Origin of the sequence: Streptomyces sp. NBC_01351, assembly GCF_036237315.1 — a bacterium.
Taxonomy (GTDB): Bacteria; Actinomycetota; Actinomycetes; order Streptomycetales; family Streptomycetaceae; genus Streptomyces.
In genome coordinates this window covers 5,179,641-5,205,909 of the sequence record NZ_CP108356.1, presented here as the reverse complement: position 1 = coordinate 5,205,909, position 26,269 = coordinate 5,179,641, and the positions used below count along the sequence as shown (strand labels likewise).

19 protein-coding genes are annotated in these 26,269 nt (G+C 72.5%); 9 read left to right on the top strand and 10 right to left on the bottom strand.

What is annotated here, in order from left to right; translation table 11 throughout:
• Positions 1 to 63: 63 nt before the first annotated feature.
• From OG625_RS24000 to OG625_RS23990, 3 genes are all read right to left on the bottom strand, one after another.
• Positions 64 to 1,554, bottom strand: coding sequence for a DUF5719 family protein (locus tag OG625_RS24000; RefSeq protein ID WP_329384809.1), 1,491 nt, complete (start codon positions 1,552 to 1,554; stop codon positions 64 to 66).
• Positions 1,551 to 5,234 (bottom strand): glycosyltransferase family 2 protein, encoded by a 3,684-nt coding sequence (locus OG625_RS23995; protein WP_329384805.1) that lies wholly within the window; start codon positions 5,232 to 5,234, stop codon positions 1,551 to 1,553. The genes OG625_RS24000 and OG625_RS23995 overlap by 4 nt, the downstream gene beginning before the upstream one ends.
• Before the next feature lie 336 nt (positions 5,235 to 5,570).
• Entirely contained in the window at positions 5,571 to 5,834 is a 264-nt protein-coding gene (locus OG625_RS23990; RefSeq protein ID WP_003983763.1) for a WhiB family transcriptional regulator, read from the bottom strand.
• Between the two features lie 630 nt (positions 5,835 to 6,464).
• Here OG625_RS23990 and OG625_RS23985 point away from each other — a divergent pair.
• The 3 genes from OG625_RS23985 to OG625_RS23975 all read left to right on the top strand — a co-directional run bounded on the left by OG625_RS23985 (position 6,465) and on the right by OG625_RS23975 (position 9,356).
• Positions 6,465 to 6,983, top strand: a complete 519-nt coding sequence (locus OG625_RS23985; RefSeq protein ID WP_329384802.1) for a cysteine dioxygenase — start codon at positions 6,465 to 6,467, stop codon at positions 6,981 to 6,983.
• Positions 6,984 to 7,062: 79 nt separating this feature from the next.
• The gene (cofD, locus tag OG625_RS23980) at positions 7,063 to 8,037 is read left to right on the top strand and encodes a 2-phospho-L-lactate transferase (protein ID WP_329384800.1); all 975 of its coding nucleotides are present in this window, start codon (positions 7,063 to 7,065) and stop codon (positions 8,035 to 8,037) included.
• Positions 8,034 to 9,356 (top strand): coenzyme F420-0:L-glutamate ligase, encoded by a 1,323-nt coding sequence (locus OG625_RS23975; RefSeq protein WP_443067761.1) that lies wholly within the window; start codon positions 8,034 to 8,036, stop codon positions 9,354 to 9,356. Before cofD ends, OG625_RS23975 begins: the two co-directional genes overlap by 4 nt.
• A gap of 114 nt (positions 9,357 to 9,470) precedes the next feature.
• Here the strand turns inward: OG625_RS23975 and OG625_RS23970 are convergent, their stop codons facing one another.
• Both OG625_RS23970 and OG625_RS23965 read right to left on the bottom strand, forming a co-directional pair.
• Entirely contained in the window at positions 9,471 to 10,481 is a 1,011-nt protein-coding gene (locus OG625_RS23970) for a DNA-3-methyladenine glycosylase family protein (protein ID WP_329384798.1), read from the bottom strand.
• 267 nt (positions 10,482 to 10,748) lie between these two features.
• Positions 10,749 to 12,161, bottom strand: a complete 1,413-nt coding sequence (locus tag OG625_RS23965; RefSeq protein ID WP_329384797.1) for a peptidoglycan recognition protein family protein — start codon at positions 12,159 to 12,161, stop codon at positions 10,749 to 10,751.
• Positions 12,162 to 12,300: 139 nt separating this feature from the next.
• Here OG625_RS23965 and OG625_RS23960 point away from each other — a divergent pair, with 139 nt between their 5' ends.
• From OG625_RS23960 to OG625_RS23945, 4 genes are all read left to right on the top strand, one after another.
• A complete protein-coding gene (locus tag OG625_RS23960) occupies positions 12,301 to 13,050 on the top strand; it encodes a TIGR03089 family protein (RefSeq protein WP_329384794.1) in 750 nt (249 codons plus the stop codon).
• Positions 13,051 to 13,226: 176 nt separating this feature from the next.
• On the top strand, positions 13,227 to 14,474 hold the full coding sequence (locus OG625_RS23955) for an LCP family protein (RefSeq protein ID WP_329384791.1): 1,248 nt from the start codon (positions 13,227 to 13,229) through the stop codon (positions 14,472 to 14,474).
• Positions 14,475 to 14,698: 224 nt separating this feature from the next.
• Positions 14,699 to 16,432, top strand: a complete 1,734-nt coding sequence (locus tag OG625_RS23950) for an LCP family protein (RefSeq protein ID WP_329384788.1) — start codon at positions 14,699 to 14,701, stop codon at positions 16,430 to 16,432.
• Positions 16,433 to 16,491: 59 nt separating this feature from the next.
• The gene (locus tag OG625_RS23945) at positions 16,492 to 18,183 is read left to right on the top strand and encodes an LCP family protein (protein ID WP_443067760.1); all 1,692 of its coding nucleotides are present in this window, start codon (positions 16,492 to 16,494) and stop codon (positions 18,181 to 18,183) included.
• Between the two features lie 96 nt (positions 18,184 to 18,279).
• On the opposite strand, the gene OG625_RS23940 is transcribed toward OG625_RS23945, so the two are convergent.
• On the bottom strand, positions 18,280 to 19,305 hold the full coding sequence (locus tag OG625_RS23940) for a glycosyltransferase family 2 protein (RefSeq protein ID WP_329384785.1): 1,026 nt from the start codon (positions 19,303 to 19,305) through the stop codon (positions 18,280 to 18,282).
• Positions 19,306 to 19,464: 159 nt separating this feature from the next.
• Here OG625_RS23940 and OG625_RS23935 point away from each other — a divergent pair, with 159 nt between their 5' ends.
• Entirely contained in the window at positions 19,465 to 20,934 is a 1,470-nt protein-coding gene (locus OG625_RS23935; protein ID WP_443067759.1) for an LCP family protein, read from the top strand.
• A gap of 6 nt (positions 20,935 to 20,940) precedes the next feature.
• On the opposite strand, the gene OG625_RS23930 is transcribed toward OG625_RS23935, so the two are convergent.
• Positions 20,941 to 21,477 (bottom strand): acyl-CoA thioesterase, encoded by a 537-nt coding sequence (locus tag OG625_RS23930; RefSeq protein WP_329384783.1) that lies wholly within the window; start codon positions 21,475 to 21,477, stop codon positions 20,941 to 20,943.
• A 105-nt stretch (positions 21,478 to 21,582) separates the two neighbouring features.
• Between OG625_RS23930 and OG625_RS23925 the strand changes: the two genes are divergently transcribed.
• Positions 21,583 to 22,941 (top strand): LCP family protein, encoded by a 1,359-nt coding sequence (locus OG625_RS23925; protein ID WP_329384780.1) that lies wholly within the window; start codon positions 21,583 to 21,585, stop codon positions 22,939 to 22,941.
• 76 nt (positions 22,942 to 23,017) lie between these two features.
• Here OG625_RS23925 and OG625_RS23920 read toward each other — a convergent pair whose 3' ends face one another.
• The 3 genes from OG625_RS23920 to OG625_RS23910 form a co-directional block, all read right to left on the bottom strand.
• Positions 23,018 to 24,100 carry an NDP-sugar synthase gene (locus OG625_RS23920; RefSeq protein WP_329384777.1) on the bottom strand — a complete coding sequence of 361 codons (1,083 nt, stop codon included), beginning with the start codon at positions 24,098 to 24,100 and terminating at the stop codon, positions 23,018 to 23,020.
• 113 nt (positions 24,101 to 24,213) lie between these two features.
• Positions 24,214 to 24,864, bottom strand: a complete 651-nt coding sequence (locus OG625_RS23915) for a hypothetical protein (protein WP_329384774.1) — start codon at positions 24,862 to 24,864, stop codon at positions 24,214 to 24,216.
• A 138-nt stretch (positions 24,865 to 25,002) separates the two neighbouring features.
• Complete coding sequence (locus OG625_RS23910) at positions 25,003 to 26,175, bottom strand: acyl-CoA dehydrogenase family protein (RefSeq protein WP_329384771.1); 1,173 nt, start codon at positions 26,173 to 26,175, stop codon at positions 25,003 to 25,005.
• Between the last annotated feature and the right edge of the window lie 94 nt (positions 26,176 to 26,269).

The following is a 26,269-nucleotide window of genomic DNA, read 5'->3' as shown; positions in this document are numbered from 1 at the left end:
TCAAACGCCGGAGGGGCTGAATTTGCCGCTGCGCGGCACCTTCAGCCCCTCCGGGCGCATGCGTTACCTGGTCAGGACCGAGAGGTCCTGGGCGGCTCTGGGGACCGAGACCGTGGAGCGGTCGTCCGAGAGGGTCTGGACGGTGAACATCGAGATGCCGTCGTGCGGGAGTGAGAGGGTGCGGGCCGCGTGGACCGGGCCGCCCGAGAGGGTTTCGACGGTCAGGGCGTAGGCGCCCTTGCCGCCGGCGGGGGCCAGGGTCAGCGTCTGCGTGGTGCCCGCCTTGAGCGTGACCTCCTGGGAGGCGGGTTCGCCGCCGCCGGTGCCCGGCGAGGCCGTCACCTTGACCTTGGCGTCGGCGCCCGGTGCCGTCAGCGACAGCAGGGTCGCGTTCTCCTCGGGCCGGTTGTCGGCCGCCGTGGCCCGCGCCCCGACCGGGCCGGTGGCCGGTACGAAGCCCAGTTCCTGCTTGGCTCCGCTGCCGCGGACCACCCGTACCGCGGCGACGACCGGGGCGGCCTTCTTGGCGTCCGTCGGGGTCAGCAGCAGCGAGCCGGGCTCGCCTCGGGTCAGGTCCCCCAGGTCCGCGCTCGCGGTCATGCCCGCCTTGACGTGCAGCTGCTCGTTGCCCGCGGGGCTGATGGCGCCGCCCGGTCCGGCGAGGCGCAGCGTGAGGTCCGCGTCCTGCTCGCCGGGTACGAAGGCGACGAGCCGTACGGAGGTCGCGTCCGCCGGGATGCCCGGGAGCACCAGGGAGCCCGCCGGGTCGGTGGAGGCGGGCAGCCAGTCGGTTCCGACGCCCTCCTCGGCGACCTGCACGGAGGCCCCGACGCGGCCGGCGCGGGTGGTGACGTGGGCGGTGGCGTCCGCGAGCTGGGTGCCCGGGACGAGGGTGGCGAGGGAGACGGTCCTGCTGGACTTGGGGTCGACCCGGATGCTCTCGCTGGTGACCGCGTCGGACTTGGCGAGGCCGTCGGGGCCGAAGAGCCTGATGTCGACGATGGCGGCGGCGTCGTCCGGGTTGGTGAGGTGGACGAAGTCCTCGCGGCCCTTGGCGGTGCTGACGGCGGGGAACCAGAAGTCGGTGCCGGGCGCGGTGCAGGCGGCGCCCAGGACGCCCCGGGCGCGGCCCACCGACACCTTGGTGGTGAGCTGCGCCGTCCAGCCGGGGGCAAGGACGCCCTCGGCGCTGCCCGTCAGCGCGGGTGCCTCCGCCCCGGTGGAGGTGGCCCCGAAGGGCTTGCCGGGCTCCTTGGGCTCCAGTACGGGCTTGGCGTCCGCGGTCGCGCCGAGCAGCCGGGCCGCGCCCTTGCCGTCCCCGGAGGCCTTGGCGGCGGCCGGGGTGAAGGCCGTGTACGTGGTGTCGGCGATGTCGGAGGAGCTGGGCGCCGGGCACACCAGCAGGGACCGCTCGACCGGCATCCGGGAGGCGGCGGCCGCCTTGCCGTCGGCCGGGTTCCCGGCGGGGTCGGGTGCGGTGAGCGAGGCGATGCCGGTGAGGGCGGCGAGGGCCGCGGCCACGGCCGCGAGCGTCAGGGGTGCGCGCTGCTTCACTGCTGGGGGCTCCCGTCAGGACGCGGGTCGTGCTGTGCGTGGGGGTCGTTCGGGCGGAAGGCGTCGAAGGGCTCGTACGGCTGCTGGTGCTCGTACGGCTGCTGTTCGTACGGCTGCTCGTACTGCTGTTGCCCGTACGGCTGGGCGTACTGCTGCTGGTACGGGTCCTCGTAGGCCTGCTGGGGGGGCTGTTGGCCCTGCTGGTCGTACGCAGCCGTCGGGTACTGGTCGTACTGCTGCGGCTGCGGCTGCTGCTGCTGCTGTTCGTACGCGTAGCCGCTCTGGTCGCCGTACGCCTGGTACGCGTACGCGTCCTCGCCGTACGACGGCTGCGCGGGGATCTCCGCGTACGGGTCGGCGACGGCCGCTGCCTCCACCGGCGCCGGGGCCGGCTCGGACTCCGCGCGCAGGCGGCGGGCGCGACGGCCCTCGCCGGTGGGCTCGGAGGCGGTGGCCTCCTCCTCCGGGAGGTCGTCGTCGAGCCGGGCCCGGCGGCCCGGGAGGGCCATCACCAGCAGCACCAGCGCGAGCAGGCCCTGCGCCCAGTGCCAGACGGTCCGCAGGATCGAGCTCTCGTGGACGAGGTCGAGCCGGCCGCCTTCGACGGGGAGCTCGAAGCCCTGTGCCCAGCCGTCGAGGGTCTTGGGCTTGAGGGGCGTGCCGTCGAGGGTGGCCTTCCAGCCCGCGTCGGCGCGGTCGGCGATGCGCAGCACGCGGCCCGCCTCACCATTGGGGATCTTGGAACCGTGGGCCTCCACGGGGCCCGCGGCGACCGGGACGGGGGCCTCGCCCGGCTTGGCGGAGACGATGACGGCGCGGGGCAGCCAGGGTTCGACGCCCCACAGGGAGGTGCCGTCCTGCTGGTGGCGGCGGTTGAGGCCGGGGGTGGCGTCGAGGACGCGGCGGATCTCTTCGGGGCCGCCGGGGCGGAACATGACGAAGCGGATGGCGTAGGCGCTGAGCTGGCTGGACTGGTCGGCGCCGGATCCGGCGACGAGGTTGGAGACGACCTTGTCGAGGCGGGGGTCGCCGCCGCTCGCGCTGGTGATCTCGGCGTCGCCGAGGCGGCCGCCGGCCCCGCGCACGAGGCTGTACGAGACGCCGCCGGGCGCGTCCAGGTCGAGGATCAGGGTGCGGGTCTGGTTGTCGTCCCCGCCGGCGTCGGCGACGAAGGCCGGGACCTGGACGGGGTCGCGGCGCTGCAGCGGACCGTCGGCGCCGGCGACCATCCAGGTGGCCGCGGCGAACAGCGGGCCCGCGACGGCGGCGAGCGCGATGAGCGCGGCCAGCGGCTGGCGCCAGCCGAAGCTGCGGGCGGCGACGCGTTCCCTGGCGCCGTCCGCGCCGACCGCGGCGGCGGCGAGGAGGGCGAGTCCGTAGACGAGGGTGGCGGGTCCGGCCCAGGAGCCGCGGTTGAGGAGGACGGCGAGGGCCAGGCCGGCCAGGGCGGTGGCCCAGGCGGCGCGGACGGCGAACCGGCGCTCGGTGCGGAGCAGGGCGGCCAGCGCGGCGAGGACGATGCCGATGAGGAGCAGGCCGGCTCCGGTGCCGGGTCCGCCGGGGCTGATGCCGAGGAGGTCGAGGCCGCCCGCGGAGCCGGCTCCGTACGGCAGGCCGGCCTCGTCGAGGAGGCGGCCGGGGTGCAGGAGCAGGCCCAGCGACCAGGGGGCGAGGACGAGGACCGGGACGGCGAGGGTGGCGAGCAGGCGCGGTCCGTACGTCTTCCACTGCGCGCGGCGGTGGGCGAGCGCGGCCGCGCCGAGGAGGGCGGCGAGCAGCCAGACGACGGGGGTGAAGGCGGTGGCCAGCGTCAGCAGGAGGGTGTACGTCCACACCGCGCGCCGGCCGGGGCGCTGCTCGGGGTCGTCGGTCTTGCCGGGGGTCCCGCCGAGTCCGAAGGCGGAGACGGCGGAGCGGGCGATCAGCGGCAGCAGGACGGCGAGCAGAGCCGTGCCTAGGCGGCCGCCGGCGAGGGCTCCGGTGACGGCGGGCAGGAAGGCGTAGGCGACGGCGGCCCAGGCGCGCAGCAGCCGGGATTCGACCAGGGGCCGGGACGCGAAGTAGGCGGCGAGGCCGGCGAGCGGGACGGATCCGACGAGCAGCAGGGTCAGGGCGGCCTGGGTGGATCCGAAGAGCAGGGTGGCGAGGGCTCCGAGGACGGCGAGGTACGGGGGCGCCGATTCGGTGGAACCGGTCCCCACGGGCTGCCAGCCGGCGGTGTAGGCCCGCCAGAGTTCGGGGCCGCTGTCGGGGGCGGGCAGCAGGGCGCCGCCCATCAGGGAGCCGCCGCCGATCAGGGCGCGGCAGGCGGCGAGGGAGACGAGCAGGAGGACGGCGAAGAGTGCGGGGGCGGGGTTGCGGGCGATCCGCTTGAGGCGCGCGAACCGCTCCTCGGCCACCGGGTAGTCGCCGTCCTCGCCGGGGGCGTTCAGGATGCTGCCGCCGCCGTGCCGGCCCGCGGGGGCGGAGTCGGTGTCGCGGGTGTCGCCGAAGTATCCGGCGAGCTGTTCGGCGTTGGCGCGCAGGGAGGCACCGGGCGGCGGGAAGAGCGGGCGCAGTTCGGCGGCGGGGACCGCGGGGCGGCTGCGGCGCTTGCGGGCGGCGAGGATCCTGCCGGGGCGCAGCAGGGTGGCGAGGAGGCCGGTGATCTCGTCGACGGCCTGTCCGGGGGCCTTGCCGACGAGGTAGGCGAGGGTGCGCAGGACGGTGCCGAGCAGCACGCGGAGCAGGACGTACGGGAGCGCGCGGCCGGAGCTGTTGGCGAGCATCGTGTAGACGGCGCCGGCCTTGTCCACGCGGTGCGGGCTGGCGCTCGTACGGCCTGCGCAGTCGACGGTGCGGCGTTCGCGGGCGGAGGCCTCGGCGTGGCGCATGACGGCGTCGGGGGCGACGAGGACGGTGTGGCCGGCGCTTTGGGCACGCCAGCACAGGTCGACGTCGTCGCGCATGAGGGGCAGACGGCGGTCGAAGCCGCCGAGGGCTTCGTAGACGTCGCGGCGCACCAGCATGCCGGCGGTGGAGACGGAGAGGACGGGGCGGACCTGGTCGTGCTGGCCCTGATCCTGTTCGCGGCGGTCGAGGCCGGTCCAGCGGCGGCCGCTGCGGGCGATGGTGACGCCGGCTTCGAGGAGCTGCTTCTTGTCGTACCAGCCGCGCAGCTTGGGGCCGATGACGGCGGCGTCGGGGTTCTCGTCGGCGACGCGGAGCAGTTCGGTGAGGGCGTCCGGTTCGGGGGCGCTGTCGTCGTGGAGCAGCCAGAGCCACTGGACCGGTTCGCCGTGCGGGAGCTCGGGAAGGTCGTAGTGGTCGTCGCGCCAGGTGCGGCTGACGGGGTCCCAGCCGCTGGGGCGCTTGAGGTACGGGAGGTCCTCGGGGGTCAGGGTGCCGGCGGTGCGGACGGCTTCGTCGACGGCGGCGCCGAATCCGGTGCGGCGGGCGAGGTGCAGGACGCGGTCGTCGCCGAAGGCCTGGTTGAGGAGGCTCGCGGACTCGTCGGCGCTGCCGGTGTCCGCGGCGACGTGGTTCTGCGCGGGGCGTTCCTGGCCGAGCAGGCCGGCGAGGGTCCGGGGCAGCCAGCGGGCGCCGTCGTGGGCGACGAGGACCGCGGTGACGACGTGCCGGGGGAACTCGGGTGTGGCGGGGGCCTGGCGGGAGGCCGCCGACTGGCTGTGCAGGGACATCGCTGTACGGCCCTCCGGCCTGGGGGTCCCCCCGGACGAAGTCTGGGGGAGGGTCCGGGGGTGGTGTGCCCTCGGAGGCTGCTGGACAGCGCCCCACCCTAACGGCTGGCAAAGCGACGGTCCGCCTCCTGCGGGGAAGGTGCGGGAGGCGGACCGTGTGCCGTGCTCTTTGCCGTGCTGGGTGCCTTGTCGGCCGTGCGGTCGATATGCCGTGCGATATGTCAGGTGGTGCGTGAAAGGTGCCGGTCGGGCGGCGCCTTCGGGCCCTGGGGCCGGCGGTCGGGCCGGTACGCGGGGCCGGGGTCGGGCTGGTCTGGCCGGCGGTCTGGCCGCGGCTCAGACGGCGGCCTTTTTCAGACGGCGGCGCTCGCGCTCCGACAGGCCGCCCCAGATGCCGAATCGCTCGTCGTTGGCGAGGGCGTACTCAAGGCATTCGGAGCGGACCTCACAGGCCAGGCAGACCTTCTTGGCCTCGCGGGTGGAGCCGCCCTTCTCGGGAAAGAAGGACTCGGGGTCGGTCTGGGCGCACAACGCGCGCTCCTGCCATCCGAGCTCTTCGTCCGCTTCCTCGACCAGCAGTTCCTGAAACAGCTCGGTCATGTGCGCCCCTCGCTCTGTCTGTGCGTCCCCGTGGTGATGCCGTTACTGATCGCTACGTAACGACACGAGTGAAATTACAAGTGCGTGGCTCCAGCGCAGTCAAGCCGAGATCTGCTATTGGGCCCCTTATTCACTCTGCGGAACCAAGCCTATGCAGAAAGTGTTCATATCGCCAAAAATCGTGACACATGCCACAGGCGTCACGTGATGCCCGTCTTCACCCGTAATCGACGTGTCACTCAGTGGTGTGGTTGCGATCCGGCCAAAGAAGCGGCGTAGATCACAGTCCGGTCACGAGGTGACGGGTTCAGGTTTGAGCCCTGACATAGCGCCACATCCCCTGGCGGCGACTGCACAAACCTTTCTCCGCACACGGTAACCGGATGAGGTGAAACTTTTCCCCCAAACCGGACATTGGGTTGACAGTCCGGCCCCCGAGCCGTTCTCCTTGTTCGCATGTCAGCGCCCGCAGCCGCCACCCGGACCCCCATTCGTGGGTTCCTGTGCGCTGCCCAGGTTCGCTGTTGCTGTCACAGCTGTTGATGCCCCAGGAGCGTCCGCTCCTCTGAGCTCCGGCCACCCCCACAGCGACCGCCAGCACCACTGACATCCGTCGAGGAATCCCCCACGATGAACAGCACCCCCGCCGCCACGGCCACTGTCGAGAGCGACCTCCAGATCGCCGGCGACATCCTCGCCGTCCAGCACCTCCTCCAGCCCGCCCGCGAACACCCGGCCACCGTCGCCGAGTTCGTCGGCCTGGCCCGCTCCATCGCCGAGGACCGCGCCTCCTGGGAGCACCTCGTCCGCTACGACGCCACCACCCGCTGGTACCACCGGCTGCGCACCGGCCCCGGCTACGAGGTCTGGCTGCTCAGCTGGGTCCCCGGCCAGGGCAGCGGCCTGCACGACCACGGCGCCTCCTCCGGCGTGCTGACCGTCCTGGAGGGCGAGCTCACCGAGCACACCGCCCGCGGCCCGCTCACCCACCGCCCCGGCGCGCAGCGCGTCCTCGCCCCCGGCTACGCCCACGAGGTCGTCAACGACACCCTCGACGGCGCGGTCAGCCTGCACGTCTACTTCCCCGGCCTCACCGAGATGCCGATGCACAGCTGCTCCCCGGCCGAACCGGCATCCGTCTCCGCCTGACCCCGACCGGCCCGGCATGCCCACCCGTCGCGCGGCCACCGCCCCTCGAACGACTGCCCGCGGCTGACAGACTGTCCACATGCGCATTGTTGTTCTGGCCGGCGGTATAGGCGGCGCCCGGTTCCTCCGCGGACTCAAGTCGGCAGTCCCCGACGCGGACATCACGGTCATCGGCAACACCGGTGACGACATTCACCTGTTCGGGCTCAAGGTCTGCCCCGATCTGGACACGGTGATGTACACCCTCGGCGGTGGCATCAACGAGGACCAGGGCTGGGGCCGCACCGACGAGTCCTTCACCGTCAAGGAAGAGCTCGCGGCGTACGGGGTCGGACCCACGTGGTTCGGCCTCGGCGACCGCGACTTCGCCACGCACATCGTCCGTACCCAGATGATCGGCGCCGGTTACCCGCTGAGCGCGGTCACCGAGGCCCTGTGCGACCGCTGGCAGCCCGGGGTGCGGCTGCTGCCCATGACCGACGACCGGGTCGAGACCCACGTCGCGATCACCGAGGCCGGGACTGGGACGGAGTCTGGGGGAGAGCGCCGCGTCATCCACTTCCAGGAGTACTGGGTCCGGCTGCGCGCCTCGGTGGACGCGGAGGCCGTCGTCCCCGTCGGGGCCGATCAGGCCAAGCCCGCGCCCGGCGTGCTGGAGGCCATCGCCGCCGCCGACGTGATCGTCTTCCCGCCGTCCAACCCCGTGGTCTCGATCGGCACGATCCTCTCCGTGCCCGGCATCCGGGAGGCCGTGGCCGCCGCCGGGGCACCCGTCGTGGGCCTCTCCCCCATCGTCGGGGGCGCGCCCGTGCGCGGGATGGCCGACAAGGTGCTGGCCGCGGTGGGCGTCGAGTCCACGGCCGCGGCGGTCGCCCTGCACTACGGGACCGGGCTGCTCGACGGCTGGCTCGTGGACTCGGCCGACGCGGACGCGGTCGCCGAGGTGGAGGCCGCCGGGATCACCTGCCGTGCGGTGCCGCTGATGATGACCGACCTGGCCGCGACCGCCGAGATGGCCCGCGCCGCCCTGGAGCTGGCCGAGGCCTCCCGGTGACGGCGCCGGACGCGACGGACCCCGCGCGCGTGGTCTCGTACGAGGTCCGGGCCGTCGGCGGGATACCGGAGGTCAGGCCCGGTGACGACCTGGCGGAGCTGATCACGACGGCCGCGCCGGACCTGCGGGACGGGGACGTCCTGCTGGTCACCTCGAAGATCGTCTCCAAGGCCGAGGGCCGGATCGTGGAGGCCGATTCCCGCGAGGACGCGATAGACGCGGAGACCGTACGGGTCGTCGCGCGCCGGGGTCCGCTGCGGATCGTCGAGAACCGGCAGGGCCTGGTGATGGCCGCGGCCGGGGTCGACGCCTCCAACACCGCCCCCGGAACGGTGCTGCTGCTGCCCGAGGACCCGGACGGCTCGGCCGCCGCGATCCGCGCGGGGGTCCGCGACGCGCTCGGCGTGGAGGTCGGCGTCGTCGTGACGGACACCTTCGGGCGGCCGTGGCGCGCCGGGCTCACCGATGTCGCGATCGGCTCGGCCGGGGTACGGGTCCTCGACGACCTGCGCGGCGGCACGGACTCCCACGGCAATCCGCTGAGCGCGACGGTGGTCGCGACGGCGGACGAGCTGGCCGCCGCCGGCGATCTGGTCAAGGGCAAGGCGGCCGGTCTTCCGGTGGCCGTGGTGCGCGGGCTGGGCCACGTGCTGGGCGAGGGCTCGACGGCGCGGGACCTGGTGCGCGCCCCGGCCGACGACATGTTCCGGCTGGGGACCTCGGAGGCGGTACGGGAAGCCGTCACGCAGCGCCGTACGGTACGGGCCTTCACCGACGAGCCGGTGGACCCGGGTGCCGTCCGGCGGGCGGTGGCCGCGGCGGTGACCGCCCCGGCTCCGCACCACACGACGCCGTGGCGGTTCGTCCTGCTGGAGTCCGCGGCGGCCCGGCTGGAGCTGCTGGACGCCATGCGGGACGCGTGGGTCGCGGACCTGCGGGCCGACGGGAAGTCCGAGGAGTCCGTCGCCAAGCGGGTGCGGCGCGGGGACGTGCTGCGGAACGCGCCGTACCTGGTGGTGCCGTGCCTGGTGACCGACGGCGCGCACGACTACGGGCACGCGCGGCGGGACGCGGCCGAGCGGGAGATGTTCGTCGTCGCGATGGGCGCGGGCGTGCAGAACCTGCTGGTCGCGCTGGCCGGGGAGCGGCTGGGCTCGGCGTGGGTGTCCTCGACGATGTTCTGCCGGGACGTGGTGCGCAAGGTGCTGGGGCTGCCGGAGGGCTGGGACCCGATGGGGGCGGTGGCCGTGGGCCATGCCGTGTCGCCTCCGGCGGGGCGGGCGGAGCGGGACCCGGAGGACTTCATCGAGGTTCGCTGACCGTCGGGCGGGCCCCGCCCGGGGGAGTCAGCCTGCGGCGCCGCTGTCGGGGGCGCTGCCCCCGAACCCCCGCGCCTCAAACGCCGGCGAGGCTGAAATCCGGCGGCCGCGCGGTCAGAGCCGGCCGATGTCGCCGCGGGGCATGCGGGGTGTGCGGCGGGGCGGGGTGTGGCCCGCGAGGAGGATCAGGCGGGCCGCGCGGTGGCGCTGGCCGGCGTAGGGGGCGAGGAGCTCCAGCATGACGGCGTCGTCGGCGTCGCGGTCGCCCGCGAGGGCGTAGCCGACGATGCCGGGGAGGTGGAGGTCGCCGGTGGTCACTGCGTCGGGGTCGCCGTTGCTGCGCTGGAGGGTTTCGGCGGAGGTCCACGGGCCGATGCCGGGGACGGCTTCCAGCCGGGCGGTGGCCTGCGGGAGCTCCATGGCGGCGGCCTCCTCCAGGCGGGCCGCGACCCGGGCGGCGCGCAGGATCGTCGAGGAGCGCTTGGCGTCGACGCCGGCCTTGTGCCAGTCCCAGGACGGGATCCGGGACCAGGTGCGGGGGGTGGGCATCACGTACAGGTCCAGGGCTTGGACCTGCTGCGGGCCGGGGGCGGGCTCGCCGTACTGCCGTACGAGGCGGCGCCAGGCGCGGTAGGCCTCGTCGGTGGTGACCTTCTGCTCCAGGACCACCGGGATCAGCGACTCCATGACCATGCCGGTGCGGGTCAGGCGCAGGCCGGGGCGGCGGCGGTGGCTGGCGTGCAGGAGGCGGTGGCGGGGGACGAAGGCCGCCGGGTCGTCGGCGGCGCCGAGGAGGGCGGGCAGCTGTTCGAGGATCCAGTCGGCGCCGGGGCCCCAGGCTTGGGCGTGGATCTTGCCCGTCCCCGGGTGGGAGACGCGGAGGGTTACCGGGCCCTGGGGGGTTTGGCTCGCCTTCCAGACGGAGCCGTCGGGGGTGGTGCGGAAGGTGGGGTCGGCGGGGCCGCGTCTGAGGGGGCCGAGGGTGAGGCCGAGGTCCACCGGGCCCTCGGGGGTCCATACACGAGCCTTGGCCCCCGCCCCGATCGCTTGCCCGTTCCCTGCCGGGACGTGGGTGCGGCCGCCGCGGATCGCGGTGCGGGTGATTGGGTCGAAGCGGCCGGCCATGCGTCGAGCGTAGCCCTGCGGGGCCGTTCCCCACCCCGCCCTTCCACCGTTCCCCGGGCTCTGCCCGGCCCCTCTCCCCCAGCTACCGCTGGGAGGTGCCCCCACCAGACTCCGTCCGGGGGGACCCCCACTCCTCAAACGCCGGAGGGGCTGAACCCCCAGCCTCGCCGGCGTTTGAGGCGCTGGGGGTACCCCCAGCGGTAGCTGGGGGAGGGTTCGGGGGCAGCGCCCCCGACAGCGGCGCCGCACCCGACTGACCGCCGGGGGCTACGGCCTGCCCTGGAGTTTGGCCGCGGCCGTGCGGGTGGGGGGCAGCGCCGCGTACAAGCGCTTGCCCGGGCATTCCGTGGCGAAGCCGTCGCGGTGGCCCGAGATGACGTTCAGCTTGACCGACTGGCCCTTCGGGAAGCGGTTGCCGCCGCCCGACTTCAGGGTCGCCTTCGCCCGCGGGTCCGCGCCGAAGAGGCCGAGCTTCCAGGCCGTGAGGCGCGCCACCGCGTCGAGGGCGGGCTGCGGCGGGGCCGTGGACGTGTAGGTGCCGATGACCGCGATGCCCATGCTGTCCGTGTTGAAGCCCATGGTGTGGGCGCCCAGGACCGCCTTGGAGACTCCGCCCGCGCGGCCCTCGTACACCGTGCCGCACTTGTCGACGGCGAAGTTGTAGCCGAAGTCGCGCCAGCCGCTGCTGACCACGTGGTAGCGGTACAGGCTGCGCAGCACCGCCGGGGCGTCCTTGCAGGCGTAGTTGTTGCCGGAGGCGCTGTGGTGGACGAAGGCCGCCTTGACCCGGTTCGTGTAGACGAAGCCCGGCTCCCGCAGGCTCTCGTCCGCACCCCACCCCTTGCGGGTGACGATCCGCGGGCGCGGGCCGACGTACGCGGCGGCGGCCTCGGACAGGGTGCCGTCGCTCGCGAAGACCGCGTCGGCGGTGGAGTCGGCCTTGTCCAGGGCGATGATCTCGTTCGCGCCGAGCTGGGCGTGCGGGACGTTCGCGGCGGAGGACTCGGCCATCTCCATGGTCATGCCCGGCACCACCATCTCGCCCTTGTCGTCGTCCTCGGGGCGGCCGTTCTTGCCGTCGGCGCCCCTGCCGGGCGAGGACAGGCCCGGGTCGACGAGTTCGATGCGCAGGCCGGAGGGCAGCCGGCCGGGGGTGCGGGTGGCGGTGTCGGCGCCCGGTTCCGCCTGGACGCGGACCTCGATGCCGTCGGACTCGCCGACCCACAGGGGGGCGGTGGCGCCGCGGATCCGGCCGGAGCCGCGTTCCACGGCGTCGGGGTCGGCGGCGTGTTCGCTGTTGTGTGTCTCGACGTCCTGCCAGTCGGACCAGGCGGCGGTGGCCGTGGAGCGGGTGCGGACCTGGACGCGGCCGTGGAGCTGGGTGGCGACGTCGTCCCAGACGACCCCGACCAGCGAGAACGTCGTGACGTCGCGTGCGGCCAGGCCGCGCGTCTCGGGGAGGCGCGGAGAGGCGCTCATGCCGGGGACGCCGGGGGTGCGGTCTGCGGTGGCGGGCCCGATGGGTGCGAGGGGCAGTGACTGGGTGGAGCCGGCTGGGGTCACGGCTGCGGCGGCCGCGGCCGGGGACGCGGCGGCCAGGGCCGGGGTGGGGAGCACGAGGGGCAGGGCCAGGGCCGCTGCCGTCGCGACGCCGATCGAGGAAGCAAGGAATCCACGCATGAAAAGGATGGTGAACATGCTCACCACCCGGCGCCATCCGAGAACTGACGCCCCGTCCGATGGCGCTCGTGTACCCCTCCCCCGTACGGAGGATCCGGTGACCGCCGTACGGGGGACGGGCCCGCGTACCCTGTGGCGGGTGAACGCCACTGACCGCACCCCTGCCGACCTGCTGCGATCCGCGCTCGCCGCTGATCCGGGCCGCCCGCTCGTCACCTTCTACGACGACGCCACGGGCGAGCGCGTCGAATTGTCCGTCGCCACCTTCGCCAATTGGGTGGCCAAGACCGCGAATCTGCTCCAGGGCGACCTGGGCGCCGAGCCCGGTGACCGGCTCGCGCTGCTGCTCCCGGCCCACTGGCAGAGCGCGGTGTGGCTGCTCGCCTGCGCCTCGGTCGGTGTCGTCGCCGAAGTGGGCGGGGATCCGGCCGCCGCCGACCTCGTCGTGAGCGGGCCGGACACCCTGGAGGAGGCGCGGGCCTGTTCCGGTGAGCGCGTGGCGCTGGCGCTGCGGCCGCTGGGCGGGCGGTTCCCGCAGCCGCCGGCCGGGTTCGCCGACTACGCGGTGGAGGTGCCGGGGCAGGGCGACCGGTTCGCGCCGTTCGCCCCCGTCGACGCGGACGGCCCGGGGCTGGTCGTCGGCGGCGAGGAGCTCTCGTACGCGGAGCTGACCGCGCGCGCCCGCGAGGACGCGGTGAAGCTCGGCCTCGGCGCGGGCTCGCGGGTGCTGACCGGGCTCGGCTACGACACCTGGGACGGGCTGTCGGCCGGTCTGTACGCGGCGCTGGCGTCGGGCGGCTCCGTGGTGCTGTGCCGGAACCTGGACCAGCTGTCGGAGCAGGCGCTGGCCCAGCGGGTGGAGAGCGAGCGCGTCACCCACACGGTTTAGGCATCGGGTGGCCCCGTCACCCACACCGCTCAATGGCTCCGCCGGGCTATTTGTCACCCGCATGGCCCTAGACACGCCGTCGCCCCCGGGCTGCTCCGGCAGCCCGGGGGCAGGATCGGCAGTGGCCGTACTCACCCGTACGGCCGGTTGTCGTAACGGCGAGGGGACGGACGCCAGTGACGGACAGCGCGGGCATACCCGGCGGTGGGAGCGATGCGGCCGGAGGCGACGCACGGCCTCCGCGGAGCCGCAGGCGCCGGCTGCTGCGCTGGATCGGCCTCGGGGTGGCGCTGCTGGTCCTGATGGGTGCGGCCACCGGCTGGTGGCTCTACAACAAGCTCGACGGGAACATCACCGAGGACACCTCGGCGGCGGCCGAGCTGCAGCGCTACGAGCGCGACCGCCCGGCGAACTTCGCCACCGGCGCCCAGAACATCCTGCTGATCGGCTCGGACTCGCGCTCCGGCAAGGACAACGCCCGGTACGGGCAGGACGAGGGCACCCAGCGCTCGGACACCACGATCCTGCTGCACCTGCCGGCGGACCGGAAGAGCGCGACCGCGGTGTCGATACCGCGGGACCTGATGGCGGAGATCCCCGCCTGCCTGAAGGCGGACGGCACCCGCAGCGGCGAGCGGTTCGCCCAGTTCAACTGGGCTTTCCAGTGGGGCGGGGCCGCCTGCACGATCCGTACGGTCGAGAAGCTCACCGGGATCCGGATCGACCACCACATGGTCATCGACTTCGGCGGGTTCAAGCAGATGGTCGACGCCATCGGCGGGGTGGAGGTCTGCCTCAAGCGGCCGGTGGACGACGCCGAGGCCCGCCTGAAGCTGCCCGCGGGGCGGCAGACGCTCCAGGGCGAGGAGGCGCTCGGTTTCGTCCGGGCCCGCTACAGCCTGGGCAACGGCAGCGACACGGAACGGATGGAGCGCCAGCAGCAGTTCCTCGGCTCGCTGGTCAAGAAGGTGCAGAGCAACGGGGTCCTGCTCAATCCGGCCCGGCTGTACCCGCTGCTGGACGCGGCGACCTCCTCGGTGACCACGGACCCGGGGCTGGCCTCGCTGCGCGGGCTGTACGAACTCGTCCGGGGCGTACGGGACATCCCGACCGAGCAGATCAAGTTCCTTACCGTGCCGCGCCGACCGTACGCCGCCAACCCGAACCGGGATGAACTGAATGAACCGGACGCGGCCCGGCTGTTCCAGCAGTTGCGGATGGACGAGCCGGTCACGATCACCCCGCCGAAGCCCAAGGCCGAGACGGAGGCCGAGACCGAGGCGACCTCCGGGACCGGGAACGAGCCGGCGGAGGACTCCGGGGGGCAGCCGTCCGCGGGACGGGCCGGCGAGGGAACCGACGCTACCCCCACGCCCGTCCCCACCTTTACGGGGACGACGGCGGGCATCGCGGACTGCCGGTAAAGCAATCCCAAAAGCCGGTGCCCGAACCGAGCGGGATGGGGTGTTCGCCCCGTTATAAGGGCAGTGGAATTCATCACCAGCATGGTTTGCAGCCGCACCTGACGGATAAGGTGAGCGATCCGGTGCCCCGGCCGGACCAGAGGCCGGGCGCCTGCAGCCGGATCGTTGACCGGGCGCCTTGGGGGAGGCGCATCGCGAGGCACCGACGGAGGATTCGAGCAACCGTGGATGCGCAAAGCCGTGGGCGGGCCGACGAGATCGACCCCGCAGACCAGTGGGTACTCAACCCCCGTACGGGCCACTACGAACTGCGACTGGGCGACTCCGCAGCGCAGCAGCGGCCCCCGGGCCCCGCGCCCCGCGCAACGCGCACGGCGCCGTCCCGTACCGAACCCGCGACTTCTCCTTCCGTACCGAAGCCCCGGCGCGGGGACGGTCCGCCCGGCGGCCGGCGCGGCGGTCGCTCCCGCAAGGCGGGCGGCGGGCGCCGCAAGAAGGCGCTGCTGATCACCAGCGGGACGCTGGCGTTGCTGCTGGTCGGCGGCGGCATCGCGGGTTACCTCTATTACGACCACCTGAACGGCAACCTCAACGTCACCGACGTCGTGGGAGCGGGCACCGGCGGGTTCAAGAAGGACCAGCCCATCAACATCCTGGTCATCGGCACCGACAAGCGCACCGGCGCGGGCAACGAGAAGTACGGGGACAAGGACAGCGTCGGCCACGCCGACACGACGATCCTGTTCCACGTCTCGAAGGACCGGACGAACGCGACCGCGCTGTCCATCCCCCGGGACCTGATCGCCAACATCCCCTCCTGCCCGACGAAGCAGCCGGACGGTTCGACGAAGACGATCGCCCCCACCAAGGGCACGCGCTTCAACAACAGCCTGGGCCAAGAGGGTCGGGACGCGGGCTGCACCATGCGCACGGTCAAGGAACTCACCGGGATCGAGGTCGACCACTTCATGATGGCCGACTTCAACGCCGTGAAGACGCTGAGCTCGGCGGTCGGCGGAGTGCCCGTCTGCCTGGACAAGGCCGTGAACGACAAGGAGGGTTCCCAGCTCAACCTGGGTCCCGGCGAACACAGGCTGGAGGGCGAGCAGGCCCTCGCCTTCGTCCGCACCCGGCACGGCTTCGGCAACAACAGCGACCTCGACCGGATCAGGATGCAGCAGCAGTTCCTCGGTTCGATGATGCGCGAGATGAAGTCGAAGGAGACGCTGACCAGCCCCAAGAAGTTCCTCTCCCTCGCGGAAGCGGCCACCAAATCGCTGAGCGTGGACTCGGGGATCGGCTCCATCGCCAAACTCACCGATCTGGCAGGTGAGTTGAAGAACATCGACATGAAGAACATCACCTTCACCACCATGCCCGTGCTCGACAATCCGGCCGAACCGGAGGGCAAGAAGGCGACCGTCGTCGTCAATCAGGCGCTGGCCGACCCGCTGCTGCAGATGATCCGGGGGGACGTCTCGCTCACGGAGGTCGAGAAGCAGGAACAGGCCGCGAAGGAGGCGGCCGACGCGGACGCGAAGGCCAAGCAGGACGCGCTGCTCCAGGGCAACCGGGCGGCCGCCGCGGACGTCAGGGTGGACGTGTACAACGGCGGCGGCCCCAAGGGCGCCGCGTCCACCACGCTGAACTGGCTGCAGAACACCAAGGGTGTGCCCAAGGCCAGCAACCTCGGCAACGCGCCCGCGAAGGTCGGCGCCACCCAGTTGGAGTACGCCCCCAACCAGGCCGACCAGGCCCGGGCGTTGGCGGACATGCTGGGGCTGCCCGCCACCGCGCTGAAAGTGGGGACGGCCGATGCGGCGGCCAGGACGCCCATGAAGCTGACGCTGGGACCGGACTTCCAGCAGCCGGGCGCCCCGCTGGGGCAGCCCGTTCCGCAGGAGCTGCCGAAGGACGTCCAGCAGGCGCAGGCCGACAAGGCGATCTGCGCCAAATAACGGGCTGCAGCCGGACGTACCGGCACAATGCCGAGTAATCAGGATCTTTAGGGGGGCTCGTGAGGCACAGCAGCATGCGGGGGGAGGGGGCGACCGCCCAGTCCGCCGGTGACATATCCGGCGGCGGGACGGACGCGCCCGGCACCGTGCCACGACCGCGGGGCGGCTCGCGCCGCGCCCGCCGGGCGGGCGGTGGCCGCGGCTCCCGGCGGAGCAAGCGGCGGGTGCTGCGCTGGGTTTCCTCCGTGCTGGCGGTGCTCATACTCGGGACGGCCGGCGCCGGTTACCTGTACTACCGCTACCTGAACGGCAGCATCAAGACGGACCCGCTGAACCTCGGTGAGAACAAACTGAGCGGCGCGAAACCCAACGCCTTCGGGCAGACACCGCTGAACATCCTGCTCATCGGCTCCGACGCGCGCGACGGCGAGGCCAACCAGGCTCTCGGCGGGGCCACGGAAACCTTCAACGGACCGCCCCTCGCCGACGTGCAGATGCTGCTGCACCTGTCCGCGGACCGCAGCAACCTGTCCGTCGTGTCCATGCCCCGCGACACGATGCTGATGATGCCCAAGTGCACCGAGCCCGGCGGCAAGGTGCACCCCGCGAGCAAGGGCCTCGTCCAGACCAACGAGTCGCTCCAGCGCGGCGGACCGGGCTGCACGGTCGCCGCCTGGCAAGAGCTGACGAAGATACCGATCGACCACTTCATGATGATCGACTTCAAGGGCGTGGTCTCGATGGCGGACGCCATCGGCGGCGTCCCGGTCTGCGTCGAGAAGAACGTCCACTCCCGCAATCAGAAGGGCGAGGGTTCGGGACTGAAGCTGGAGAGGGGCACGACCAGCATCCAGGGCGAGCAGGCCCTGCAGTGGCTGCGCACCCGCTACGGCTTCGAGGACGGCACCGACATCGCCCGCACCCACGGCCAGCACATGTACATGAACTCGCTGGCCCGCGAGTTCCGCAAGAACGCCAAGCTGTCCAACCCCGTGAAGATGAACAGCCTGGCGCAGGCCGCGATCGACGCCATGGTCGTCGACCCCGGCCTGAACAAGATCGACAAGCTGTACGACCTCAGCATGGAGCTCAAGAAGGTCCCGCCGGGGCGGATCACCATGACCACCATGCCGTGGGTCTACAGCACGAAGCCCGGCCTGGACGGCCGGGTGGAGCCGATGCCCGGCGATGCCGAGGCCGTGTTCCGGATGGTCCGCGAAGACCTCCCGCTCGACGGCAAGGACTCCGGGACCCCGACGGACGGCGCCTCCCCCTCGGCCGGCACCTCCCCGACCCCCTCCGCCCCGGCCCAGCCGAGCACCGCCCCGGCCTCGGCGCCCTCGAAGATCGCGGTCTCTGTCCGCAACGCCACCTCCGGCAAGGACGGCACCGAGGCCCTGGCCAAGCGCCGGGCGGCCGATGTCGCCGCGCTGCTCGTCGGCAAGGGGTTCACCAAGGCCACCGCCGAGGTCCAGGCCGGGGCCGAGGACACCACGGTGGTCCGCTACGCCACCGACGCGCAGGCGGCCGACGCCGCCGCCGTGGCCACCGCACTGGGCCTGCCGGCCACCTCCGTGCAGAAGTCCGCCGAGGTCCCCGGGATCGTCCTGTTCGTCGGCAAGGACTGGCGGACCGGCACCGCGCCGACCTCGCCGCCGCCCGCCCCGACGGTGGCCCCGACCTCCGCAAACGCGCTCAACGGCGACAACGACCAGGCGTGCATGAAGATCCAGGACGGCTTCACCTGGTAGGAGCACGGCGTACGCGCGAAGGGGCCCGGTGCTTGCAGCACCGGGCCCCTTCGTATGCGCGTGCGACCGCGCGTCCGCCGTGCGTCCTGCCGCGGCTCAGACCTGCGAGGAGTCCCGCTTGACCGCCGGGCGGCGGCTCGCGATGACCTTGTTCGCCAGCGCGCGCGGACTCGTCAGGAAGCCGAAGCCCCAGCACAGGTGCATCGTCGCCAGGGCGACGGGGATCTGTGCCCGGGCCTTCAGCGAGAGGCCCTTGCCGGCCGGGACGGAGCCCGCGACGATCGCCGCGAAGTAGCCGGCCGGAACGACGAAGCCCAGCGGGGTGACGGCCACGCCCACGACCACGCCCGCGGCCATCGCGCAGACGAGGGTCGGCGGGGCCAGGTAGCGCGGGTTGATGGAGCCGGAGTGGTACCGGGCCACCACGTGGCGCCAGCGCCCGTAGTCCTTGTACTGCTTGGCCAGTGCCTTGACGGAGCGCCGCGGGCGGTACTGGACCTTCAGCTCCGGCGAGAACCAGATCAGGCCGCCGGCCTCGCGGATGCGGAAGTTCAGCTCCCAGTCCTGGGCGCGGATGAACTCCTCGTTGTACCCGCCCTGCTGCTCCAGCGCCTCGCGGCGGAAGACGCCCAGGTAGACGGTCTCGGCGGGGCCCGCCTGGCCGCCCGTGTGGAACGGCGCGTTGCCGACGCCGATCTTCGAGGTCATCGCGGCGGCGACGGCGTCTTCCCAGGCGTTCTGGCCCTCGGCGTGCATGATGCCGCCGACGTTCTGCGCGCCGGTCTCCTCCAGGAGGCGGACCGCGGTGGCGATGTAGTTCGGCGAGAGCATGCCGTGGCCGTCGACGCGTACCACGATCGGGTGACGCGAGGCCTTGATGGCGGCGTTGAGCGCCGCCGGGGTCCGGCCGGTGGGGTTCGGGACGGTGTGGACTCGGGGGTCCTCGGCGACCAGTTCGGCGGCGATCTCGTCGGTGCGGTCCGTGGACGGCCCGAGTGCGATCACCACCTCCATCTCGCCCGCGTACTCCTGTTCCAGGATGTGGCGGACGGAATCGCGGAGGTAGTGCTCCTCATCGAGCACCGGCATGATCACCGAGACTGCGGGCTGCTGGGCGGGCATGTGGTCCTTCAAGGTCGGGTATCTGTGTCACGTTACCGCGTACGGGGGAACCGGGTGCGCGCCGAGCGAGCAGTACGGACAGACGCTGATCGTATGGGCCTACTGTTCTGACGAATCAGCCACCGACCGTTCCCCTGCTGCCTCGCGGAGGTGTCCCCAGTGCCCCAGCCGCACCGTTCCCCCCGTCCCGCCGGGCCGCGCCCCGCGCAGCGCGCACGGCGCCGGGGCGACCGGCCCCGGTGGGGGGTGCGCATCTCGGCCGGGCTGGCCGTGGTGGTGCTGGGCTCCGGAGCCATCGGGCACGCCGTGATGACCGGCCTGGACACCGGGATCGAGCGCGTGGACCCGTTCAAGGACATGAAGAACCGCCCGCAGGCCGGGCACGGCCTGAACTTCCTGCTGGTCGGCACCGACGGCCGCGAGAAGATCAGCCCGGAGGAGAAGCGCGAGTACCGCCTCGGCGGGGCCCCCTGCCACTGCACGGACACGATCATGCTCGTGCACCTCTCCGCGGACCGGGAACGGGCGAGCGTGATCAGCCTGCCCCGCGACAGCTACGCGGAGGTGCCCGCGCACCGCGACCTGATCAGCGGCAAGAACCACAAGGCCCACCCCGTGAAGCTGAACGCCGCCTACGCGGAGGGCGGGCCCCAGCTGACCGTGCGGACCGTCGAGAACATGACCCGGGTCAAGATCGACCACTACCTGGAGGTCGACTTCACCAGCTTCATGAAGACGGTCGACGCGATGGGCGGGGTCGAGATCTGCACCGCCAAGACCATGCGCGACCCGAACACCGGCCTGGACCTGCTCCCCGGCACCCACCGGCTCACCGGCGGACAGGCCCTGCAGTACGTGCGCTCGCGCCATGTGGACGGGGCCTCCGACCTCGGCCGGATGCAGCGCCAGCAGCGGTTCATCGCCGCCCTGATCAAGCAGGCGACCGGCGGCGGGGTGCTGCTCAACCCGGTGAAGTTCAAGGAGCTCAGCTCCACCCTGCTCGGCTCGGTCCGCGCCGACAAGGGCTTCGGCTCGGAGCAGATGCTCGCGCTCGGGCAGGCCATGCGGGACTTCACCCCGTCCTCCTCCGAGTTCGCCTCGGTGCCCATCGGCAGCCCCTCGTTCCCGGTCAAGGGCATCGGCTCCACCGTGAAGTGGGACGAGCCGAAGGCCGCCAAGCTCTTCGAGGCCCTGCGCCATGACCGGCCGCTCGCCCCCGTCCGGCCAGGGAAGGCCGCCGCGAGGCCGGCGGCCGTTCCGGTGGACGTGCCGCCGCAGCAGATCCGGGTCCAGGTGGAGAACGGGACCCGCATCGACGGGCTGGGCGGACGGGTCGACGCCGCACTGCGCGCCACCGGCTTCGACACCACCCGGGCCCCGGGCAACGGCGCCAGCCGCGAGGTCCGGCGCACGGTGGTCACGTACGACCCGCGCTGGGACCGCTCCGCCCGGTCGGTGTCGACGGCGCTGCCCGGCAGCGAACTGCGGGCGGTGCGGGGGCAGGGGCGCACGGTGCTGGTGATCGCGGGCTCGGACTACCGCAAGGTGGTGCCGGTGCGGGCGGAGGACCCCTACCAGGGCGGCGCCGTCGGGGTGGTCACCGGGGACCAGGTGGTCTGCGGGCGGTAGGGCTGCTCAGTCGTCGAAGCCCTGGGCGGCCCGTTCCTCGCGCAGCGCCTTGATCGCCTGGCGGCGGGCGAGCCGGTGCGTGCGGCGGATCTGGGCCTCCTGGTAGCGCCGCTCGTCCTGCTCCGTCTCCGGGAGGACGGGCGCGACCGGCCGGGGCTTGCCCTCGGCGTCCACGGCCGCGAAGACGAGGTAGGCGGTGCCGACCTGGGTGGCGGGGGTGGACTCGTTCCACCGCTCCGCGAGGACCCGTACGCCGATCTCCATGGAGGAGCGGCCCGTCCAGTTGCACTGGGCCTTCACGTGGACGAGGTCACCGACGCGCACCGGCGCGAGGAAGACCATCTCGTCCATGGAGGCGGTGACCGCCGGACCCCCGGAGTGGCGGCCGGCCACGGCACCCGCCGCGTCGTCCACCAGCTTCATGATCACTCCGCCGTGCACCGTCCCGAGGAGGTTGGTGTCGTTCGCGGTCATGATGTGGCTGAGGGTCGTACGGGAGGCCGCCGTCGGCTTCCCGGGCAGCTCGCCCGGTATGTGAGTCATACGGACACCTTAGATCCGTACGGGAGGCATCAGCTCTGCAACAGCACCGGTACGGAACCTCACCCGGGCTGTCGGACGACACGCCGGGGCAGGCATCCTTGGCACATGAATGACTGGCCAGAAGGTCGCGACGGCGGGTACGGACGCGGCAGCGCGCAGCCCCAGCCCGAGGGTGCCCAGCGGATGCGGCACATCCAGCGGCAGCAGCAGCCCCAGCAGCCGCCCCAGCCCCAGCGGCCCCCGCAGGGCCCCCCGGCGCCCCGGGGCCCCGGGCAGCCCACGCGCCCGTCCGTGCCCCCGCAGCAGGGTCAGAGCCACGACACCTACGGCGGGTACGACAGCGGCTACAACACCGGCCAGGTCTACGGCACCGCCTCGGGCAGCGGCCCGAGCGGACCCGGCGGCACCGGTGGCCCGGGCGGCCCCGGCGGGCCTGGCGGGCCTGGCGGGCCTGGCGGATCCGGGACGCGGCCGGCCGGTCCCGCGCCGGACTGGCGCAAGCGGATCAAGGTCGGCTCGATCGTGCTGGTCTCCGCGCTGCTGGTGACCACGGTCTCCACCTACTTCTGGGCCGACTCCAAGGTGCGCCGCGAGGTGGACCTGTCCAAGGTCATCGAGCGCCCGAAGGAGGGCGACTGCACGACCTACCTGATCGTCGGCTCCGACAGCCGCGAGGGCATGTCCGCGGAGGAGAAGAAGAAGCTCCACACGGGCTCGGCCGAGGGCAAGCGCACCGACTCGATGATGATCCTGGCGAAGTGCTCCAGCGGGAACACGATGATCTCGCTGCCGCGCGACTCGGACGTGGAGATCCCGTCCTTCGTCGGCTCGCAGTCCGGCAAGAAGTTCCCCGCCCAGGGCCGCCGGGTCAAGCTCAACGCGGCGTACGCGGAGGACGGCCCCGAGCTGCTGGTGCGGACGGTGGAGCACAACACCGGCCTGCGCATCGACCACTACGCGGAGATCGGCTTCGCCGGCTTCGCGAACATCGTGGACGCGCTGGGCGGGGTGGAGCTGGACATCGAGGAGGGCTTCAAGGACGAGAAGTCGGGCGCCGACTTCAAGGCCGGCAAGCAGACGCTGAACGGCGAGCAGTCCCTGGCCTTCGTACGGACCCGGTACGCCTTCGCGGAGTCGGATCTGCAGCGGACGAAGAACCAGCAGAAGTTCCTGGCGGCGCTCGCCAGTCAGGCGGCGACCCCGTCCACGGTCCTCAATCCGTTCCAGCTCTACCCGGTGCTGGGCGCGGGCCTGGACACCCTGATCGTGGACAAGGACATGGGCCTGTACGACATGGGCCAGATGTTCTTCGCGATGAAGGGCGTCAACGGCGGTGACGGCGTCTCGATGAACATGCCGATCTCCGGCCAGCGCGGCGGCAACCTCGTCTGGGACAAGGCGAAGGTGCAGCAGCTGGTCAAGCAGATCCAGAACGACGAGAAGGTCACCGTCCGCGGAAACTGACCGCGGACGGGACGGACGTACGGACGTACGGGACTGCCGTACGGGATCGGGCGCCCGGGGATCGGGCGCCCCGGCCTCAGGCGTCCGGGGAGAAGCGGATCGCGGCTGCCGGCAGCCGCGCCCCGCACCACACCCGGGCGCCGGCGCGCAGCTCGTTGTCCGCGCCCACGACGGCGCCGTCGCCGATGACGGCGGCGTCCAGCACGGTCCGCGCGCCCACGCTCGCCCCGGCGCCGACCAGGCTGGCGCCGACCTGGGCGTCCGCCTCGATGACGGCGCCGTCGAGCACGATGGAGCCGTCGACGACCGCTCCCGCCTCGATCCGGGCGCCGGCGCCGACGACGGTGCCGCCGGACAGCTTGGCCCCGGCCGCCACCTGGGCTCCGGGCAGTACGAGGGACTCGCCGCGGCGTCCGGGGACGGCCGGGGAGGAGACGACGCCGCGGACCAGGTCCGCGGAGGCCTGGATGATCGCCTCGGGCTTGCCGAGGTCCATCCAGTACGTGTTCTCGGTGACCCCGTGCAGCCTGCCGCCGGCGGCGAGCAGGCCGGGGAAGGTCTCGCGCTCGACGGAGACCGGGCGGCCGGCCGGGATGGAGTCGATCACGCTGCGGCGGAAGACGTAGCAGCCCGCATTGATCTGGTCGGTGATGATCTCTTCGGGGGTCTGCGGCTTCTCGGTGAAGGCCAGCACTCGCCCGTCGGGGTCGGTGGGGACCAGACCGAAGGCACGGGGGTCCTCCACGCGCACCAGGTGCAGGGAGACGTCGGCGTCGGCCGCCTCGTGCGATCCGACGAGTCCGGCGATGTCCAGGCCGGTGAGGATGTCCCCGTTGAAGACGAGGACGGAGGAGTCCGGGCCGCCGGTGAGCAGCTGCGCCGCGTTGCGGATGGCGCCGCCTGTACCGAGGGGCTCGTCCTCGACCACGTACTCCAGGTGGACGCCGAAGTCGGATCCGTCGCCGAAGTAGGGCTCGAAGACCTCGGCGAGGTAGCAGGTGGCCATCACGATGTGCGTGACACCGGCGGCGGCGGCCCTGGCTATCTGGTGGGCGAGGAAGGGGACGCCTGCCGTGGGAACCATCGGCTTCGGCGTGTTCACCGTCACGGGTCGCAGCCGCGTCCCCTGTCCGCCGACCAGCAGGATCGCTTCCGTCATTGCGTTCTCCCCAACCGATTCCGGCGTACGAAGGTCCAAATTTAGCCCATCCGAGTGCCCCCCAGGGGCGCCCGGCCTGATGTGTACGTCCGCCTGCGCCGCAGGCCAGGGCCTCAAGGGGCGAACGGGTTGGCGTGGCCGGGCAACTGCTGCCCCGGGCTCAGGAACCGCCGGTCGCCCTGTTCGTCGCGCACCGCGTGGTACCCGGCGGCCGTCAGCCGCCGTGCGATCTTCCCGCGGCGGATCGCGCCCACCTGGAACGCCACGGTGAGGAGCAGCGCGAGCACCCCGCCGGAGGCGAGCGCTTCGACCGGCGACCTCTCGATGAGCATGAGGCCGGTCAGGGCCGCGCAGGCGAGGTAGCTCTTCACCTTCTGGCTCCGGTCGGCGGCGTACATGGCCATGACGTCGAAGGTGATGAGGTCCTTCAGCACGGCCACGTTGCCGGCCGCCTCGGGGAGCGGCTTCAGCGAACCCTGCACCAGCCCGGGCACCGTCCCGCCGCTCCCCGCCCGCGGATGGGCGGTGATGGTGGCCGCCTCGCGGACGCGCGCTTCGGGCCGCGGGTCCCGGTACATCCGGACCTGGACGAGCGAGTTCTTGAACCCGGTCCGGTACGCCATGCCGTACGTGTAGCCGAACTGCTCCGCCACGTGCGCCAGGGCGGCCGCCTTCCGCGCGGAGCCCTGGGGGGCGATCTCGACGACGTCCTGCTGACGGGCGATCTGCTGGAGCATCCCCGCTATGTGACGTTCTACGGACATCCTGTTCCCCGCCCCCTGAGACCCCGCGCCCGGGGCCGATCGGCGCACAGCCTAAGGGGTGCGCCGATCGGAACACGAGGTCTCCCGGTCCCCCGGCCGGGGGACCGGGAGACCTCGCGTCCGGCGGGGGTCGGGCCGCTACGGCAGGTTGCGGGCCATGACGATCCGCTGGACCTGGTTCGTGCCTTCGTAGATCTGGGTGATCTTGGCATCGCGCATCATGCGCTCGACCGGGTAGTCGCGGGTGTAGCCGTAGCCGCCGAGGAGCTGGACGGCGTCCGTGGTGACCTCCATGGCCACGTCGGAGGCGAAGCACTTGGCCGCGGCGCCGAAGAAGGTGAGGTCTTCCTTGTCACCGCCGGCGGAGACGCGCTCGGACTTCGCGGCCGCCGAGTAGGTCAGCTGGCGGGCGGCCTCGATCTTCATGGCCATGTCCGCGAGCATGAACTGCACGCCCTGGAAGTCGCCGATCGGCTTGCCGAACTGCTTGCGCTCCTGGACGTAGCCCTTGGCGTAGTCCAGGGCGCCCTGGGCGATGCCCAGCGCCTGGGCGGCGATGGTGATGCGGGTGTGGTCGAGGGTCTTCATCGCGGTGGCGAAGCCGGTGCCCTCGGCGCCGATCATGCGGTCGGCGGGGATGCGGACGTTGTCGAGGTAGACCTCGCGCGTCGGGGAGCCCTTGATGCCGAGCTTCTTCTCCGGGGCGCCGAAGGAGACGCCCTCGTCGGACTTCTCGACCACGAAGGCGCTGATGCCCTTCGAGCGCATCGAAGGGTCGGTGACGGCCATGACCGTGTAGTACTCGGAGACGCCCGCGTTGGTGATCCAGCGCTTGACGCCGTTGAGGACCCAGAAGTCCCCGTCACGGACCGCGCGGGTCTTCATGCCGGCGGCGTCCGAGCCCGCGTCCGGCTCGGAGAGCGCGTACGAGAACATCGCGTCGCCCTTGGCCAGCGGGCCGAGGTACTTGGCCTTGAGCTCCTCGGAGCCGGAGAGGATCACCGGGAGCGAGCCGAGCTTGTTGACGGCCGGGATGAGGGAGGAGGAGGCGCAGACGCGGGCCACCTCCTCGATCACGATCACGGTGGCGAGCGCGTCGGCGCCGGCGCCGCCGTAGGTCTCGGGCACGTGGACGGCGTGCAGGTCGCTGGCGACCAGCGCGTCGAGGGCCTCCTGCGGGAAGCGGGACTCCTCGTCGACCGCGGCCGCGAACGGCAGGATCTTCGCCTCGGCGAGCGAGCGGACGGACTCGCGGAGCATGTCGTGCTCCTCGGCCGGGCGGTACAGGTCGAAGTCGGCAGAACCCGCCAAGATCTCTCACTCCCCAAGGGTGGTGCGTTGCGTGATGCTAACTACCGTTAAGTAACCCAAGTTTAGTCGTCGCCGTCGGGGCAGCGGTATGGAC